The organism is Parasphingomonas zepuensis, from assembly GCF_036663735.1.
In the GTDB taxonomy this organism is placed as follows: domain Bacteria; phylum Pseudomonadota; class Alphaproteobacteria; order Sphingomonadales; family Sphingomonadaceae; genus Sphingomonas.
In genome coordinates, this window is sequence record NZ_JAXOJO010000001.1 from 1,298,853 (window position 1) to 1,315,899 (window position 17,047).

General features: G+C 65.1%; 20 protein-coding genes and 1 riboswitch. Of the genes, 13 read left to right on the forward strand and 7 right to left on the reverse strand.

What is annotated here, in order from left to right; genetic code table 11:
* Positions 1 to 3: 3 nt before the first annotated feature.
* A complete protein-coding gene (locus U1769_RS06255; RefSeq protein WP_332713431.1) occupies positions 4 to 1,485 on the reverse strand; it encodes a phytoene desaturase in 1,482 nt (493 codons plus the stop codon).
* Positions 1,482 to 2,672: a lycopene beta-cyclase CrtY gene (crtY, locus tag U1769_RS06260; protein ID WP_332713434.1), complete on the reverse strand. Its 1,191-nt coding sequence runs from the start codon at positions 2,670 to 2,672 to the stop codon at positions 1,482 to 1,484. Before crtY ends, U1769_RS06255 begins: the two co-directional genes overlap by 4 nt.
* 95 nt (positions 2,673 to 2,767) lie before the next feature.
* Here crtY and U1769_RS06265 point away from each other — a divergent pair, with 95 nt between their 5' ends.
* On the forward strand, positions 2,768 to 3,547 hold the full coding sequence (locus tag U1769_RS06265) for a hypothetical protein (RefSeq protein WP_332713437.1): 780 nt from the start codon (positions 2,768 to 2,770) through the stop codon (positions 3,545 to 3,547).
* A gap of 9 nt (positions 3,548 to 3,556) precedes the next feature.
* Here the strand turns inward: U1769_RS06265 and U1769_RS06270 are convergent, their stop codons facing one another.
* Positions 3,557 to 4,171: a glutathione binding-like protein gene (locus tag U1769_RS06270; protein WP_332713440.1), complete on the reverse strand. Its 615-nt coding sequence runs from the start codon at positions 4,169 to 4,171 to the stop codon at positions 3,557 to 3,559.
* A gap of 87 nt (positions 4,172 to 4,258) precedes the next feature.
* Here U1769_RS06270 and U1769_RS06275 point away from each other — a divergent pair, with 87 nt between their 5' ends.
* The 8 genes from U1769_RS06275 to thiC all read left to right on the forward strand — a co-directional run bounded on the left by U1769_RS06275 (position 4,259) and on the right by thiC (position 11,672).
* Positions 4,259 to 4,837 carry a TetR/AcrR family transcriptional regulator gene (locus U1769_RS06275; RefSeq protein WP_332713442.1) on the forward strand — a complete coding sequence of 193 codons (579 nt, stop codon included), beginning with the start codon at positions 4,259 to 4,261 and terminating at the stop codon, positions 4,835 to 4,837.
* Between the two features lie 2 nt (positions 4,838 to 4,839).
* Positions 4,840 to 5,406 (forward strand): DUF2585 domain-containing protein, encoded by a 567-nt coding sequence (locus U1769_RS06280; protein ID WP_443030214.1) that lies wholly within the window; start codon positions 4,840 to 4,842, stop codon positions 5,404 to 5,406.
* Positions 5,407 to 5,455: 49 nt separating this feature from the next.
* Positions 5,456 to 6,277, forward strand: coding sequence for a sterol desaturase family protein (locus U1769_RS06285; RefSeq protein ID WP_332713448.1), 822 nt, complete (start codon positions 5,456 to 5,458; stop codon positions 6,275 to 6,277).
* Positions 6,243 to 6,635 (forward strand): DUF2141 domain-containing protein, encoded by a 393-nt coding sequence (locus U1769_RS06290; RefSeq protein ID WP_332713451.1) that lies wholly within the window; start codon positions 6,243 to 6,245, stop codon positions 6,633 to 6,635. The genes U1769_RS06285 and U1769_RS06290 overlap by 35 nt, the downstream gene beginning before the upstream one ends.
* 256 nt (positions 6,636 to 6,891) lie before the next feature.
* A complete protein-coding gene (locus U1769_RS06295) occupies positions 6,892 to 7,884 on the forward strand; it encodes a ferritin-like domain-containing protein (protein WP_332713453.1) in 993 nt (330 codons plus the stop codon).
* Between the two features lie 32 nt (positions 7,885 to 7,916).
* Positions 7,917 to 8,945 (forward strand): ferritin-like domain-containing protein, encoded by a 1,029-nt coding sequence (locus U1769_RS06300; RefSeq protein WP_332713456.1) that lies wholly within the window; start codon positions 7,917 to 7,919, stop codon positions 8,943 to 8,945.
* Between the two features lie 135 nt (positions 8,946 to 9,080).
* A complete protein-coding gene (locus U1769_RS06305; protein ID WP_332713459.1) occupies positions 9,081 to 9,578 on the forward strand; it encodes a DUF2569 family protein in 498 nt (165 codons plus the stop codon).
* Between the two features lie 37 nt (positions 9,579 to 9,615).
* A riboswitch (TPP riboswitch) is annotated at positions 9,616 to 9,724 on the forward strand.
* 37 nt (positions 9,725 to 9,761) lie between these two features.
* Positions 9,762 to 11,672 (forward strand): phosphomethylpyrimidine synthase ThiC, encoded by a 1,911-nt coding sequence (gene thiC / locus U1769_RS06310; RefSeq protein ID WP_332713462.1) that lies wholly within the window; start codon positions 9,762 to 9,764, stop codon positions 11,670 to 11,672.
* A gap of 296 nt (positions 11,673 to 11,968) precedes the next feature.
* Here thiC and U1769_RS06315 read toward each other — a convergent pair whose 3' ends face one another.
* Both U1769_RS06315 and U1769_RS06320 read right to left on the reverse strand, forming a co-directional pair.
* Positions 11,969 to 12,274: a protease inhibitor I42 family protein gene (locus U1769_RS06315; RefSeq protein WP_332713465.1), complete on the reverse strand. Its 306-nt coding sequence runs from the start codon at positions 12,272 to 12,274 to the stop codon at positions 11,969 to 11,971.
* Between the two features lie 9 nt (positions 12,275 to 12,283).
* Complete coding sequence (locus tag U1769_RS06320) at positions 12,284 to 13,150, reverse strand: C1 family peptidase (RefSeq protein ID WP_332713468.1); 867 nt, start codon at positions 13,148 to 13,150, stop codon at positions 12,284 to 12,286.
* Positions 13,151 to 13,497: 347 nt separating this feature from the next.
* Between U1769_RS06320 and U1769_RS06325 the strand changes: the two genes are divergently transcribed.
* Entirely contained in the window at positions 13,498 to 14,082 is a 585-nt protein-coding gene (locus tag U1769_RS06325; RefSeq protein ID WP_332713471.1) for a DUF805 domain-containing protein, read from the forward strand.
* An 86-nt stretch (positions 14,083 to 14,168) separates the two neighbouring features.
* A complete protein-coding gene (locus tag U1769_RS06330) occupies positions 14,169 to 14,327 on the forward strand; it encodes a hypothetical protein (protein ID WP_332713474.1) in 159 nt (52 codons plus the stop codon).
* Here the strand turns inward: U1769_RS06330 and U1769_RS06335 are convergent.
* Both U1769_RS06335 and U1769_RS06340 read right to left on the reverse strand, forming a co-directional pair.
* On the reverse strand, positions 14,321 to 14,587 hold the full coding sequence (locus U1769_RS06335; RefSeq protein WP_332713477.1) for a Txe/YoeB family addiction module toxin: 267 nt from the start codon (positions 14,585 to 14,587) through the stop codon (positions 14,321 to 14,323). The two genes, U1769_RS06330 and U1769_RS06335, sit on opposite strands and share 7 nt — an antisense overlap.
* Positions 14,584 to 14,838, reverse strand: a complete 255-nt coding sequence (locus U1769_RS06340) for a type II toxin-antitoxin system Phd/YefM family antitoxin (RefSeq protein WP_332713479.1) — start codon at positions 14,836 to 14,838, stop codon at positions 14,584 to 14,586. The genes U1769_RS06335 and U1769_RS06340 overlap by 4 nt, the downstream gene beginning before the upstream one ends.
* A 212-nt stretch (positions 14,839 to 15,050) precedes the next feature.
* Here U1769_RS06340 and U1769_RS06345 point away from each other — a divergent pair, with 212 nt between their 5' ends.
* Positions 15,051 to 15,953: a hypothetical protein gene (locus tag U1769_RS06345; protein WP_332713482.1), complete on the forward strand. Its 903-nt coding sequence runs from the start codon at positions 15,051 to 15,053 to the stop codon at positions 15,951 to 15,953.
* Positions 15,954 to 15,981: 28 nt separating this feature from the next.
* The gene (locus tag U1769_RS06350; protein WP_332713484.1) at positions 15,982 to 16,992 is read left to right on the forward strand and encodes a proline iminopeptidase-family hydrolase; all 1,011 of its coding nucleotides are present in this window, start codon (positions 15,982 to 15,984) and stop codon (positions 16,990 to 16,992) included.
* The last annotated feature ends 55 nt before the right edge of the window (positions 16,993 to 17,047 follow it).

Consider the following 17,047-nt stretch of genomic DNA (forward strand, 5'->3'; position numbering starts at 1 on the left):
CCGTCACCGCTGTCCCTCCAGCATCAGCGCCGCCGTCGCCTTGGCGCTCCCGACCACGCCCGGGATACCGGCCCCCGGATGCGTGCCCGCACCGACGAAATAGAGGTTCGGGATCTCGTCGTCGCGATTGTGCACGCGGAACCAGGCGCTCTGCGTCAGGATCGGCTCTAGGCTGAAGGCGCTGCCGAGATGCGCGTTTAGGTCGGTCGCGAAATCGCTCGGCGCGTAATGGAATTTGGTCACGATCCGCTCATGGATATCGGGGATCAGCCGCCGCCCGACTTCGTCGAGGATGCGCTTTTCCAGGATGGGCCCGATCTCCGCCCAGTCGACCGGGAACTTGCCGAGATGCGGCACCGGCGCCAGCGCGTAGAAGGTCGAATGCCCCTCCGGCGCCATGCTCGGATCGGTGACGGTCGGGTGATGGAGATAGAGCGAGAAATCCTCGGGCAGCACGCCGGTGTCGTACAGGTCGGCGAGCAGGCCCTTATAACGCGGCCCGAACAGGATCATGTGGTGCGGGATCCCGGGCCAGGTGCCCTTGATCCCGAAATGCACCACGAACAGCGATGGTGAGAAGCGCTTGCGTTCGAGCTTCGGCGCCGTGCGCTGCGCGCTGCGCGAGGTTTTCAGCAGGTCGCGATAGGTGTGCACCACATCGCCGTTGCACGCCACCATGTCGGCCGTGCCCTCCCAGCCCGATGCGGTCGTCACGCCCGTCGCCCGGTCGCCCAGCGTCTCGATGCTCGTCACCGGATCGTTCAGCCTCAGCACGCCGCCGAGCCGCTCGAAATGCGTGACCAGGCCGGCGATCAGCTTGTTGGTGCCGCCCATCGCGAACCACACGCCGCCGTCGCGCTCCAGCTTGTGGATCAGCGCGTAGATCGCGCTCGTCGTCATCGGGTTGCCGCCGACGAGCAAGGTGTGGAAGCTCAGCGCCTGGCGCAGATGCTCGCTCTTCACGAAGCTCGACACGATCGAATAGACCGATCGCCACGCCTGATATTTCATCAGCGCCGGGGCCGCCTTGATCATCGACGCGAAGTCGAGGAACGCGACATGGCCGAGCTTCTCATAGCCTTCGTGGAAGACCCCGGCGGAATAGTCGAGGAACTTGCGATACCCGGCGACGTCCTCGGGGTTGAGCTTGGCGATCTCCGCCATCAGGACGTTGTCGTCATTGGTGTAATCGAAGCTGGTGCCGTCGGGCCAGTTGAGCCGGTAGAAGGGCAGCACCGGCGTCAGCGTCACGTCGTCCGCCATGTTGCGTCCGGTCAGCGCCCATAATTCCTGCAGGCACGGCGGATCGGTGATGACGGTTGGCCCGGCATCGAAGGTGAAGCCGTCCTTCTCCCAGACATAGGCGCGGCCGCCCGGCTTGTCGCGGGCCTCGACGATGGTCGTCTCGACGCCCGCGGATTGCAGCCGGATGCCGAGCGCGAGCCCGCCGAACCCGGCGCCGATGACGATAGCGCTGCGGCTCATGTAGTGCTCCGGTGGAGGGTCGGGCGGATTGCCGTGCCCGTTATCGCTTCGATTGCCCGCCCGATGGGAACGGGCGGCTTGCCCATCAGCACGCGGGCCTTGTCGGTCATGGTCGATCGTCCGGCATAGAAACGGCCTATAAGCCGGGGATCGAGGCGATAGAAGCGTTCGAGCACGCGATATCGTTCCGCTGGCTCTGCGGCCTTGAACAGCATCTTGTCGAGCATGCGGTAGAAGCCACGCTGGCGCCAGGTCGATTGCGCCAGGCCATGCGTCAGCTCGTGCAGCGCCGCGCCTGAAAAGTCGGTCGAATCCGCGATCAGTGACGCGGTTCGTATGGCGTCCGGAAGGGAATAGCCGGTGGTCGGATGGAACAGCCCGGCGCGCATCCCCGCCTTGGCGACCTTGTTGCCGCCCGATCGCCAATATTGCTCGAAATCGCCGCCCATCGCGACCGGCAATACTCCTGTCTCTTCGCGCAGGACGCGATCCGCGTGCCACCCGCGATTGGCGACATAGGCATCGATCCGGCCGGCCAGCTCGGCCCGGTCGAATCCGGGCGTGTCGCTGTAATAAGTGTCCTCGACGAACATCCTGGTTGCAGCGAACGGCAGGCAATAGACGAAGCGATAGCCGTCGATCTGCGGGACGGTCGCGTCCATCACCATCGGGCGGGGATCGTCATGCGCTTCGCTCAGCTCGAATTCTCGCCCGAGGAATTTCTGCCATCCGAGCTCGAGCAGACCGAGGTCGCCCGGCCCGCGCGCGTCGATCACGCCCTTTGCGGCAACCCGGTCGCCATCGGCCAGCACCACGGCGGTCGGGCTCGCGCCGAGCACCTTGCGCCCGGTCATCAGCGCGCCGTCGGGCAGGGCGGCGCGCACTACGGCATCGAGCCGTTCGGATTCGATCGAATAATAGGCGGCTTCGAGCGTCCGCCGATGCGCCGGGAAGGCGATGTCGTAGCTCGTCCAGCCATGGCTGATCAGCGGCGCGACGATCCACCGGTCGGCATCCGCCACGTCGCTCGCGAAGAACGACCAGAGATGATTGCCGCCGATCCGGTCCGATCCCTCGATCAGCCGCACGTCGAGTTCGGGATGTTTCTTCTTCAGCGCGAGCGTCACCAGCCCGCCGGCCAGTCCGGCGCCGACGATCGCGATGTCGCAGGAGATGACGGCAGGCATGGCCCGTGCCTAGCCCAATCCCCTCGTCATGCAAATCATGCGCTTGCGCTGGAGACGTGTCCCATTACGATCCGCCCTGAAAAAGGGGGAAATGCATGCGCCTGCTCGCCGCCGCCATACTGCTCGCCGTCAGTGCCGCTCCAGCGGCCGCGCAGCAAAGCATCGGGACCGCCGATCTCGCCACCGTCAGCAAACGCGGCGCCCAGCTCTATGCCTTCGATCAGGCCGCCTGGCACAGCACCGATGCAATGCTCGCGAAGGGTCTCCCGCAAGAGACGATGCAGGCGATCCGCGGCTGGGTGGTCGAGCCGAGTGGGGACATGCTGAGGGTGACCTTTTACGGGCTCAGGGATGCCAGGCCCTACGCGATCTACGTCGCTTTCATCGGCGACGGAAAGGTCGTGGTCGATGTGGTGCCGGAGTCGGAGGGCAGCGCGCTGTCGGCTCAGGGCGCGCGCATGGCCGCCGCGGCCAGTGTCGCCAGGGCGCAATCTTTCTCGCGTTGCGTCGATCGTCCCTTCAACACCGTAATCCTCCCGCCCGAGCCCGACGGCACCGTGCCGGTCTATTTGCTGACGCCGATGACAAAGGCGGGTGAATATCCTTTTGGCGGCCATCACGAAGTGGATGTCGGCGCCAACGGCACCGTCGTCGGGACGCGCGATTTCAGCAGGGCCTGTCTTCCGATGCAGGCGCCGCCCGATAGCGCTATGCTCTTCATCACGCACTTGCTCGATCCGCATCCGACCGAACTCCACGTCTATCTGTCGCTGTGGAGCGGAAAGGCGGTTGCCGTCGGTACCGGCAGCGATCGGATATGGGAAGTTGCGGGTACGCGGATCGCGCCGATGGAGGGCAAGCCGCAGGCCAAATAGCCGCGGCGATCAGGCCGCTTGCCGCAATGGCATCTCCGTCGCCATTGCCTGCGCGACCGACGGCCGTTTGCGCATCCGCGTCCGCCAGCCGAGCAGTACTGGCCAGTCGGCGATCGCGATGCCGGCAAATTCGCACCAGTTGAGCACGCTCAGCAGATAGGCATCGGCGACGCTGAAGCTGCCGACCAGATAATCGGCCCCGTCGAGATGGGCCGAGAGCAGGTCGAGCCGCCTGGTGGCGAGATGGCGCGCCCACTCCCTGGCGCCCTCGGGCGTCGCCTGGCTCATCAGCGGCGCGAATACCGATTTGTGCAGCTCGGTCGAGATGAAGTTCAGCCAGCGCAGCATCTGGTATCGCTCGGCGGTATAGGGCGCCGGCGCCAGCACGCCTTCCGCGGCGAGATCGGCGAGATAGGTCAGCACCGCCGGCCCTTCGCTCAGCGCGAGCCCGCCCGCCGTCTCCATCGCCGGCACATAACCCATCGGGCTGATCGCGGTGAACGGGCGCCCGTCGGGCAGCCTGCCGCCGGGCAGGACCTGCACGAATTCGGCGTCGAGTTCAGCCTCTTCGATCGCGATCCGCGTCGCGAGCGAGCAGGCGAAGGGGATGAAATACAGCTTCATGGCAGCCTCCCGGGGTACGGTTGATTTCCATACCGTTTCGCATAATATGTGGTGGAGTCAATGATTCTTTGCGAAATGGTACAGAATTTGTCACAGCGCCCGCGCGGCCGTCCGCGCAGCTTCGATGCGAATACCGCCCTGAAGGCCGCGTCCGAGCGGTTCCGCACGCATGGCTTTGCCGGCACGTCGCTGGACGAGCTGGCCGATGCGACCGGGCTGGCCAGGCCCAGCCTCTATGCCGCCTTTGGCGACAAGCGCGCCCTGTACCTGGCGGCGCTCGCGCGCCTGCATGATCGCGCCGAACGGGCTTTTGCCGGACTGGGCACGCTCGACCTGCCGCTCCAGCCGATGGTCGAGCGCATGCTGCTCGGGGCGATCGACGGCTATATGTCGGGCGAGAAGGGGCCCTCGGGCTGCCTGCTGGTCGGCACCGCGACCGCCGAATCCGCCGCCGATCCGGAAGTCCGCGCGGCGCTCGCCAAATTCCTCGCCATGGAGGATCGCTGCATCGAACAATTGCTCGTTGCCGCCGGCAGCACGCGCCCGGCAGCGTCTGCCGCGCTCGTCGCGTCGGTGATTCATTCGCTCAGCGTGCGCGCCCGCGCCGGCGAACCGCGCGCGGCGCTCGACCGGATCGCCCGCGATTGCGCCGGGATGATCGTTTGACCGTGTTTCTGCGCCGCTGGCGCGTCCCACTCGTCGCGCTCGCCCTGGTCATTGCGGTCGGCGCGATCGAATTGCTCAATGCCCGCCCGCCGATCTGTCCGTGCGGCACGGTCAGCCTTTGGCACGGCACGGTGCAGTCACCGGAAAACAGCCAGCAGATCGCCGACTGGTACAGCTTCAGCCATATCATCCACGGCTTCCTCTTCTACGGCGCGGCGTATCTCGCGCTGCGTGGGCGCCCGGCCTGGCGCGCCTGGGCGCTGCCACTGGCGGTGCTTGTCGAGGGCGGCTGGGAATTGCTCGAGAATTCACCGCTGATCATCGATCGTTACCGCGAGGCGACGATTGCCTTTGGCTATACGGGGGACAGCGTGCTCAATTCTTTGTGCGACATCGGCTGGATGATCGCCGGCTTCTGGCTCGCGGGGCGGCTGCCCGCCTGGTGGACCGTCGCGCTCGCCATCGCGTTCGAACTGATGACGCTCGCCATCATCCGCGACAATCTCACCCTCAACGTGCTGATGCTGGTCTGGCCGGTCGAAGCGATCAGGGTCTGGCAATCGGGATAGGATGACGCGGCAGATGACGCGGCAGGGGCTTGGCGTGTAAGGCGATGCCATGACCGTAGCGCTCGCCGTCCTGCTCTCCGCCGTCGCGATGACGCTGATCGTCGGTATACGCTACCTGATCGTCAGCGGCGCTTTCGCCGCCGCGACTCGGGCGAAGCATCCTGGCCTCTATGCCGGGCTCGATCCGCAGATCCGCCGCGAGATCGCCTGGAGCCTCGCCTCGGCCGCGATCTACGGCGTGCCGGCCGGCATCATTGCCTGGGGCTGGCAGAATCGCGGCTGGACGCTGATCTATGCTGATGTCCACGCTTATCCGCTCTGGTATCTGCCGGTCTCGGTGCTGCTCTTCCTCATGGCCCATGACACGTGGTTCTACTGGACTCATCGCTGGATGCACTGGCCCACGCCGTTCCGCATCGCCCATGCCGTCCACCATGCCAGCCGCCCGCCCACTGCCTGGGCGGCGATGGCGTTTCATCCGGTCGAGGCGATCACTGGCGCTGTGGCAATTCCGCTACTGGTCTTCGTGATTCCGATTCATCCCGCTGCGCTCGGCATGGTGTTGACGGTGATGACCGTTATGGGAGTGACCAACCATATGGGGTGGGAGATTTTCCCTGCGTTCATGTGGCGGGGCCGATTGGGGGATTGGCTCATCACGGCGAGCCACCACCAGCGGCACCACGAGCAGTACAGGGGGAATTATGGCCTTTATTTCCGGTTCTGGGACCGCCTGTGCGGCACCGATCGCGGCGTCGGCGATTTCGCCCGCGATCATGCCCGCTCCGGGCTTCGCCGGCCGGCTGGGGCGGCGGCTCGCGCTGGGGGCGGTGGCGATGGTGCTGCTGCCGGGGGCGATGCCGGTCTCTGATCTGTCGCTCGACGTGGCGAAGCTCCGCTCCGCCCGCGGCATGATCCGCATCTGCCTCACCGCGGTGCCGGCCAATTTTCCCAAATGCAGCGATGATGCCCATGCAGTGACCCGCTCGGTTCCGGCGACCACCCACGATGTCAGCTTCACGCTGCCCCGCGGCGACTATGCCATCGCGGTGATCCATGACGAGAATGGCAATGGCAAGCTCGATACCTTTGCCGGAATCCCGCGCGAAGGCTTCGGCTTTTCGCGCAACCCGACCATCACCTTCGGCCCGCCCAGCTTCGCCGCCGCGCGCTTCACCGTCTCGGGCCAGGCCGATGCCCAGCAGGTGCGGATGCTGTATCTGCTTTGAGGATTGCGGGATCGCGCGTTTGACTCCGTCTTCGGGACGCCGGCGATCGATCGGCACGGTTCGGTCCGTCGCTTTCGGGACGAATCGAGGCGGTGCCGTCCGAAAGGCCGTTAACGGTTGTTGATGTCGCCCCCGTACATCGGCTACCCGGGAGCGGAAACCGGCCGGAATCGGCGTGCCAGCCACGCAAGCGATTGGGTCCGGTGGCCAAATTCTTCCCGTTCGACCGGGAAAACCATTTCGAGGAGAGGTCGTTTTGACCGAAGACCAGCAGCTGATCGAGGGTAACCACGCCGCCCCGCAGCCGGAAAGCACGCTCCGCAACGAACGCCGCGAATTCTTCAGGGCAGCGCTCGGCGCCGCCGCCGCGACGGCCGCTGGCGCCGGCGCGCTGTCGATCGCGACATCGGCCACCGCCGCGACGATCGCCGATAACGACATGGGCAATTTCCTGCTCCAGCTCGAATATCTCGCGGCGCAATATTACAGCTTCGCCGTCACCGGGGCGGGCCTGCCCGCTGCGCAGCTGACCGGCGTCGGCACCGCGGGCGCCGCCACCGGCGCGCGCCAGGTTACCTTTACCGATCCGCTCGTCGCCCAATATGCCCGCGAGATCTCGCAGGATCTGACGGCGCATGTCGCCTTCCTGCGCGTCACGCTCGGCACGGACGGCACGACCGCCCAGCCGGCGATCGATCTCGGAGTCGCGGCGACCGGTGCGTTCAGCAAGCTCGCCGCCGCTGCCACCATCGTGGCTGCGGGCGCGTCGTTCGATCCCTATGCCAGTGAGGAGAATTTCCTGCTCGGCGCCTATATGTTCGAAGACGTGCTTGTCACCGCCTTTGCCGGGGCCTGCGCCTCGCTGGTCGACAAGACCCTGCTCGGCAAGGTTGCCGGCATGACCGCGACGCACGCGCATCACACCGCGGTGATCCGCTCGCTGCTTTATGCCAAGGGCGTCGCCACGCCGGCGCTGCGCACCGGGGCCGACAAGATCTCCGATATCCGCGACAGCCTCGACGGCACCGGCGCCGCGCAGGATTTCGATCAGGGCATCTCGCCCCGCACGGTCGACAGCAAGCTCGTCTCGAACGTGGTGCCGGCCAGCGCCGACGGCCTGGTTCTTGGCCGGTCGACCGGCCAGGTGCTGAACATATTCTACCTGAACAGCGCTTCGGTCTCGTCGGGCGGCTTCTACACGGCCGGCGTTAACGGCAACCTCAAGGCCAGCTCAGCCTCAGTCGGCTGATCGCTAGCGCTCCCCCAAGGGAAGATTTCACGATGATCGATTCCGATACCCCGATCCTGGCGCTCGATGCGGACTCGCGCAGCAGCCAGCGCCGCCGTTTCCTGCAGCTCGCCGGCACCGCCACGGTCGCGCTCGGCCTCGCTGCCTGCGGCGGCGGCAATGACGACAGCTCGCCGACGCCAACCCCGACGCCAAGCAGCTCGGGCTCGCCAACCCCGACGCCGAGCTCGACCGTCGCGCTCGACGCGGACTACCTCAACTTCGCGCTCCAGCTGCAATATCTCTCGGCGCAATATTATCTCCGCGCGACCACCGGCGCCGGCATCGAGGCACTCCCGGTCTCGACTCAGCTGCCCGAGGGCGGCGCGGCCTTGGTCAAGGGCACTGGCACCCAGGGCACGGTCACCGGCGGCGCTGCGGTGACGTTTACCGATACGCTGCTCGGCGAATATGCACGCGAGATCGCTGCGGGCGAGCTCGCCCATGTGCTGTTCCTGCGCTCGGCCGTCGGCGCTGCCGCCTCGGCACAGCCGGCGATCGACATCTCGGATGCGGCGACCGGCGGCTTCACCCGCATCGCCCGCACCGCCAACCTGATCGGTCTGGCCGATACGTTCAATCCTTATGCCAATGAGGTCAATTTCCTGCTCGGCGCGTTCATGCTGCAGGACGTGCTCGTCACGGCCTATCGCGGTGCGATCCCGGCGCTGTCGAGCCTGCTCTTCGTCAACGCCGCGGCCGACGTGCTCGCCACCAAGGCGTTCCACGCCGCGATGATCCGGGCCCAGCTCTATGCCCGCGGCGCCGCCGTACGCACCCAGACCGATCAGATCAGCGCCGCGCGCGATTCGTTCGACGGGTCGACCGATTCGGATCAGGGCGTCACCGGCAGCGCCACCACCGCGAATATCGTGCCGGCCGATAATGACGGCATCGTCTTCGGCCGCACGCCGGGCCAGGTGCTGAACGTGTTCTACGCGAACAATTCGGCGGTGTCGGGCGGCGGCTTCTATCCGTCGGGCGTCACCAGCACCTTCTTCCGGACCAGCGCCGCCAACTGACGGCCGCTCTCGACGGGCCAAAAAGGATAGGCCGCGCGATCGTCAGGTCGCGCGGCCTTTTTCTTTGCCATGGTGGTTTCGGTTCGACCCCGGACCAGATCGCTCTATGCTCCCGTCACCATCCGGGGGGATTACATGGCCTATGATTCGCGCGCACTGACCGGGGTCAATGGCTGGCTCGCCTTTTTCGTCCTTACGCTGGCGGTGTTCACGCCGCTCGGCGTCCTGACCAACCGTTTCGCTGATCTTTTCGGCAGCCCGGCAACGGCGGCTGCCTTTGGCGATCGTTGGGTGGTGATGCAGGCCGCTTCCGGCAGCATTGGCGCCGCCACCATCGCGTTCTCCTGGTACATGGCGTGGCGGTTGATGAAGGTGCAGCAGTGGCAAACGGTGCGGATCGTCATCGGCGGCCTGTTCGTGATAGCGATCGTGCCAAGCCTGCTCGACATCATCGCGGTATCGATCATCGCGGGCGTGCCGTTAAGCCGCATCGCTGATCTCGTCGATGTCCAGACGGTGCGCCCGCTCATCTATGCCACGGTCTGGACCGCCTACCTGCTTCGCTCCGAACGCGTGGCCAACACCTACGATCGCTATCCCGACGAGACGGAGCTGGCCGAGGTCTTCGAATAGCGCCGCTTCCCTTTGTCCGCCGACGCGCCTAGACCGGTCGCTTCCCCGGGGGGGCGCTGATGCGCGCCTGAGAGGGGGGCTGCAGCCCCCGACCCGCCGAACCTGATCCGGTTGAGACCGGCGGAGGGAGGGAGCGGCTTTCACCCGAAATCCGTCCTCGCTCCGCACCATTGGAGTGAAGACATGGCCGATATCCCCGCCCGCACCGAAATCGGCGTCACCACTGGCCCGATCCGCGGCTCCCGGAAAATCCATGTCGGCGCGCCCGGCAATCCTGCGGTCAGCGTTGCGATGCGCGAGATCATGCTCGAGCCGAGCTGCGGCGAGCCGCCCTTGCGCGTCTACGACACCTCCGGCCCCTACACGGACCCGAAGGCGACGATCGACATCATGGCCGGCCTGCCCTCGCTCCGGCGCGACTGGATCCTCGGCCGCGGCGATGTCGAATCCTATGACGCGCGCGAAATCCGCCCTGAGGATAATGGCCTGTCCGGCCCGGATCGCTCCGCCGGCGTGCCCCAATTCCCCAACGTCGTGAAGCGCCCGCTCCGCGCGAAGCCGGGCATGAACGTCAGCCAGATGCATTATGCCCGCCGCGGCATCATCACGCCCGAAATGGAATATGTCGCGATCCGCGAGAATATGGGCCGCGCCGCCGCGAAGGAAGCGCTGATCCGCGACGGCCAGGATTTCGGCGCGTCGATCCCCGATCACGTCACCCCCGAATTCGTAAGGGACGAGGTCGCCCGTGGCCGCGCGATCATCCCCAACAACATCAACCATCCCGAATCCGAGCCGATGGCGATCGGCCGCAACTTCCTCGTGAAGATCAACGCCAATATCGGCAACTCGGCCGTCGCCTCGAACGTCGCGAACGAAGTCGACAAGATGGTCTGGTCGATCCGCTGGGGCGCGGACACGGTGATGGATCTCTCCACCGGCCGCAACATCCATGACACGCGCGAATGGATCATCCGCAATTCGCCCGTGCCGATCGGCACCGTGCCGATCTACCAGGCGCTGGAGAAGGTCGGTGGCGTGGCGGAAGATCTCACCTGGGAGATTTTCCGCGATACGCTGATCGAGCAGGCCGAGCAGGGTGTGGATTATTTCACCATCCATGCCGGCGTGCGTCTCGCCTATATCCCGATGACGGCGAAGCGCGTGACCGGCATCGTCAGCCGCGGCGGCTCGATCATGGCGAAATGGTGCCTCAGCCACCACAAGGAGAGCTTCCTCTACGAACGCTTCGACGAGATCACCGAGATCATGAAGGCCTATGACATCGCCTACAGCCTCGGCGACGGCCTGCGCCCCGGCAGCATCGCCGATGCGAATGACGAAGCGCAGTTCAGCGAGCTCTACACCCTCGGTGAGCTCACCCACCGCGCGTGGAAGAGCGACGTCCAGGTCATGATCGAAGGCCCCGGCCATGTGCCGATGCACAAGATCAAGGAGAATATGGACAAGCAGCTCGAGGTCTGCGGCGAAGCGCCCTTCTACACGCTCGGGCCGCTCACCACCGATATCGCGCCCGGCTACGATCACATCACCAGCGGCATCGGCGCCGCGATGATCGGCTGGTACGGCACGGCGATGCTTTGCTACGTCACGCCCAAGGAGCATCTCGGCCTGCCCGACCGCGACGATGTGAAGGTGGGGGTCGTCACCTACAAGCTCGCCGCCCACGCCGCCGATCTCGCCAAGGGCCACCCAGCCTCGAAGCTGCGCGACGACGCGCTCAGCCGCGCCCGCTTCGAATTCCGCTGGCGCGATCAGTTCAACCTGTCGCTCGATCCCGACACGGCCGAGCAATATCACGATCAGACGCTCCCGGCCGAAGGCGCCAAGACCGCCCATTTCTGCTCGATGTGCGGCCCGAAATTCTGCTCGATGAAGATCACGCAGGAAGTGCGCGATTTCGCGGCGAAGCAGAACAGCGGCGTAGACAGCTTCCTCGCGGCAACGCCGACGCAGGAAGGGGATGCCGCCCGCGCCCATTTCGCCAACGCCGATGCCGAAAAGGGCATGGACGAGATGAGCGAGAAATTCCGCGAGAAGGGCGGGGAGATTTACCTGCCGGCAGCGGAGTAGCGGCGCGGCCTCATCTGCTCCTCACCCTGCAAAGCAGGGAGGGGGACCATTCGCTCTTCGCGAATGGTGGAGGGAGCCTTGCCGCAAGCGAGAGCGCCGAAAGGACCGCTGAGGAATGAGCGAAAAGGTCCGTGAAGTCTTCGGCCGGAAAAAGCCCCTCTCCGCGCTGGATCGCCTGCGCGGCGCGGGCTGGAACTGCGCCTGCTGTGGCATCACGCATCAAGGCCTGTTCCATCGCGCGGCCTTCTCGCCGGATTTCTGGGAAGAGCCGGAGGCGTACGAGCCCAACGGCGCCATCAGTGCGCTTCGTCCTCGCCGGACCGAATCTCGATGCGGTGGCTCTCGATCGGGACATCTTCCCACGGCCGCTTCAATCGCAAAATTACCGAGCCACTCTGACTTCCGAGCCAGGTGAGGCGGAACCGTCCGGTGGCGCCGGTCCCGATATCGCCGATTGCCGGTATGGAGATGTCCTCGATCCGTCCCGGCCCTTCTACTTCCGCGCTCCATAAATAGCCGCCGATCCCGTGACCCGGCGCCTCGAGGGTCCTGGAGGCGCCGGGCGCAATGGTAAGCTGGTCGGGAAGTATCGGATCGTCCATTCGCCACCTTTAGGGGATCGTCGTTCCGGGTACGAGCGCGACGCTGTCGGGATAATAAAAGGGATATTGCGAATCGATCCCGCATTCGCCGTAGCGGATGCGGAAAAAGCCTTTTTCGCCCCAGCTTGTGTTCCAGCTGTTCTTCGCGATCCAGCAGGCGTTCGCGTCGTCGTACCCGACCACGCAAACGGCGTGATAGCCGGCGAGATTGCCGGTGACGTGGCGATACACCCCCGAGCCATAATGGAAGAAATCGCCATAGACGGCGAGGCAGGCGATGACAGGGCCTTCGAGCAGCGCCTGCTTGCGCGCCAGCGTCGTCGCCGCGGTCGATGCGTTGCCGGCGTTCACGACCACGGGCACGCCGGGCCGGCAGGGCTGGTTGCCGGGCTTGTAGGGAAACGAAGCTTCACGACCGATCCCCGGATTTTGCGCCTGAACCAGGGCGAGCGGTGGTTGCCAGCCGAGGCCGCACGCATTCGGAACACCGCAATAGAACAAGTGCGCCTCGGAAAGGTCGAAGTCCGCGTCAGGCACGTTCTCGGCGATCAGCACGCGCGATTCGATGGTCGCCACCGTCGCAAAGGCAACGCAAGAGCCGCAGGTCGATTGATCCCGCACGGGCGTCACCCAATTGCCGTTGTTCGCCCGCCAGTCGATAGCCGGCGGCGGCGGCAGGGGGACCATCATGTTGAATTCGCTGCTACGCGCGCTGCGCAGGTCGGCATAAGCGTCCTCCGGCGTCAGGGCGAGGCCCATCGCGGTGGAGGTCGCCGTCTCCCCGTCCAGACGGCTATAGGGTGTTTCGATGGCGACCCAGTCGGCGCCCGCTTCCGCGATGGCGCGATTGAGTGCGTCGATGTCCTGCTGTGGCATGTCCTGTCCCTTCCGCTGTCTGGTCGAATCCAGATGTCGGAATTGGGGATAGAGGGAGTCTTGGGCGGCTACGCGTGATCGCGGTCACGCCGCCCGCGTTGCGAGCGCTCCGATATAGCGAGGCGTTTTTGGAGATTATATTAACTGCGCGCGCGGGGTGGCCCCAAAATCATCGAGGACGTGGGTCCAGCACTCAGCTTCAGGAATTGTGGGACTGAATTCCGATCCGGCGGACCAGGCACCAAGGTGCGCAGTCCTCCAGCGCCCCCGCTGCGCAATTAACCTTGTTCGGCGCGGATGCGGTAAGACCCGCCGTTGCAGAAGAGCCCAGTTGCGGGAGGGCGCCGATGCTTCACAATATGCTGGGTTTCGGTGGCCGCATGGCTCGGTTCGAATATTTCCTGGCTTGTATGGGACTTGGCGTTCTCACCTTGCTGGTGGTGCTCGCCCTGGTGCTCGGCTTCAGGCCCGCTGGCGGGTCGATCGCCGATTACAGGACTTCGGTACCGCCGGGCCTCGTCCTGATTCTCCTGCTGGTGGTGCTGCCCTTCTATCTGTGGTTTTCCCTCGCGTTTCAGGCGAAGCGGATCCGGGATATCGGCTGGAAGCCGATCTATGTCCTGCCGGGCTGGATCGCGGCCGTCCTCTTCGATCGGCTCGTGGCCCACGCCATTCCCGGCCTGGCGATGAGCGCTGGCGGCGGCACGCTGCTCGGCACGTTCTTCAATCTCGGCATGGCGCTCTGCCTGATGTTCTGGCCCGGCCGGCCGGCCGGCGACGGCATCTGGTACGGCGATTCTTACCACGGTCCTTTGCCCGACGAGGGAAGCGATCGCGCGCCAAAGCCGGCGCGTCGCCCCGCCACGGTGCGGACGGCCCCAGCACCGGGCTTCACACCCGTCCCGTCCGGCTTTGGCCGCCGCGGTTTGTAGTCAGCGTGGTCGCGCGTGCCGGCGGTACCAGCCAGGTAGCCGGCAGCCGGTCGAGGTCGTTCGGACCGACAGAAAAAGGCGGCGTTATGAAGAAGATCAGCGCTGACATCGTGCGCCGCGAGGGCGGTCCGACCGATCTGCCGGCCCTTACCGAAGCGCAGAAAGCCGAACTGGCTGCGCTGCCCCGTAAATCGGAAAGCCGACCCCCATCGCTGGATGCGGGAACATTGGTGCCGCCTCAGTAATGATACCGGCACTGCGCGACTTCCAGCGCCTGGGCCTCCCCGTTGCCCGTCACGCGGTACACCAGCCGATGTTCGCGGTTGATTCGCCTGGACCACCAGCCTGACAGATTTCCGCCCAACGGCTCCGGCTTGCCAGTCCCGCGAAACGGCTCTCGCAGACTTTCCTTGATCAGCGTGTTGATGCGCTCCAGCGTTTTGCGATCTTCACCCTGCCAGGCGACATAATCCTCCCAGGCGGCCGATGAGAAGACGAGCTTCACGGATCGATCAGCGCTTGTTCCTCGCCCTCGCCGGCGTCGAGTTCAGCGATACTCGCCAGCAGGCGCTTCGCATTCTTCGGGGATTGCAGCAGGTAAAGCGTTTCCTCGATCGATGCCCATTCGCTTGCCGAGATCATCACCACACCCTCGCCGCGCTGCCGCGCGATGGCGATCGGCGCCTTGTCCGCGACGACCCGGTCCATGACTGCCTTCAAATTGGCGCGCGTTTCGGAAATGCTGAGCGTATCCATGGCGTATTTGTACAGAACTCTGTACAAAAATTCAAGCCAATCGCGCGTTACGCACGCTTCTGATCACTGTGGAAAGCAGGCATTAGCCAATGCCCTTTATGCGCCGATGAATGTCCAAGGCCCGTTCCCCCTTTCTGTGGATTCCCGGGCAATCCCCGGACTCGGCCGCCGTTGACCGAATGGCCCGTGCCTTTTCCAGGCCAGGGGAGCCGATGGGTGAGGCTTGGTTCATGGCGGCGGAGCGCGAGATGTACCCGCGACTGTTCGACGCGCTCGACTCGCTGACGGACGACGAGATCGAGAAAGCCCTTGAGCAGACCGCGATAGGTCCGGGTAGTTTCGGCCAGCTCAGGGAGTGGACAATATGGTATCACTATCTGCTGCCGCGCCTGATCGACCGGCAATGGCGCTCGGGATTCTGGCATCCGGTTGAACTGCTGATCACTGCCTTCATGGCCCAGCACCCGGAATCGAACGGAGACTGGCCCTATCGGGGCTTTCGGACCGATGCGCTGCGCACGCTGGGACGCTACATCATGTCGCCGCACTTCTGGCCCGGGGGCGAGCTCGACGTCGGGGAATGCCTCAACAAGCGGGAAAGACGGAATGGGCTGTTCGGCTGGTTCGACGCCGATGGCCTGTTCTCGGCATCGCTCTTCTTCTGCGTCAAATATCTCCCGGCGGAGGCGGTCGAAGCGTGGTTTCAGTCAGTCCTCGCCATTCCGAACAGATATTGGCGGGCGCAGCTGATCACCTGGCTGGTCGGCGCGCACCCGATCCTGACGGGCGAGATCGGCCAGCCGGCCGAGTTGCCGGACCATGGTCAGTTTCGTGTCGGATGGAACTGGTCGCACACCCTGGATGGACATTTTACGGGCGATTTCCGGCCGCCCATCCGCCGTGTTCCGTTCCTGCCGGCGGACAACAGGCAGGCCGTGCTTCAGGTCGCCGGCGCCATGGAGGTCGAGGCCTTTTTCGAGGATCTGCTGACTGACCCCGAACTGGCGACAGTCGCGGCCGAGGTGGCAGACATGCCGGCACTCTTTCTGCAATTTTACCGGACTGGCCCTCGTTCAGCTGATATCCTGCCTTCCGAGAGCCCATCCGAACACTGATGGGGCCGACGCTATCGACGAGGACCGCATGACGAGACTTCTGGCCGCCTTGCTCGCGCTGGCCGCGCCCATCGCCCCCGCCGCCGCACAGACGCCGCCGCCCACCTATCTCGATCCCGCCGGCAAGGCCGATGCCTGGGCCGGCGGCGTGCGCATGGTGCCGATCACCACGCCCAAGGGCAATTTCAACGTCTGGACCAAGCGGGTCGGCAACAACCCGAAAATGGCGGTCCTGCTGCTGCACGGCGGCCCCGGCGCGACGCATGATTATTTCGAACCCTTCGACAGCTTCCTGCCGCGCGAGGGCATCGAATATATCTATTATGATCAGCTCGGATCGGGCCGCTCCGACAAGCCGACCGATACCGATCTGTGGACGATCGATCGCTTCGTCGACGAGGTCGAGCAGGTCCGCGTCGCGCTTGGCCTGACGAAGGACAATTTCTGCGTGCTCGGCCACAGCTGGGGCGGCATCCTCGCGATCGAATATGCGCTGAAATATCCGGCGAACCTGAAATGCATGGTCGTGTCGAACATGATGGCGTCGGTCCCGGCCTATAACGCCTATGCGCAAAAGACGCTGATGCCGGCGATGGACCAGAAGCTGCTCGCCGAGGTCAAGGCACTGGAAGCGAAAGGCGACACCGCCAACCCGCGCTACATGGAAATCCTGGTGCCGCTGCATTACGAGCAGCACATCCTGCGCCGTCCCGCGGCCGAATGGCCCGAGCCGCTCAACCATTCCTTCGCGCAGCTCAATACCCAGCTCTACACGCTGATGCAGGGGCCGAGCGAACTCGGCGCGAGCGGCCGCCTGCTCAACTGGGATCGCTTCGCCGATCTGGCGAAGATCCAGGCGCCCACCCTCGTCATCGGCGCGCGCTACGACACGATGGATCCGGCCTATATGGCGGCGATGGCGAAGAAGTTGCCGAACGGCCAGTTCGCCCTGATGCCGGAGGGCAGCCACATGGCGATGTACGACGATCAGCAACGCTATTTCGCCGCGCTGACCGCGTTCCTCAAGGCGCGGGAATAGCGCTAGCTTGGGTATTTACCCCCGTTCGGCCCGACGAGCTCAGGGCGAACGGGAA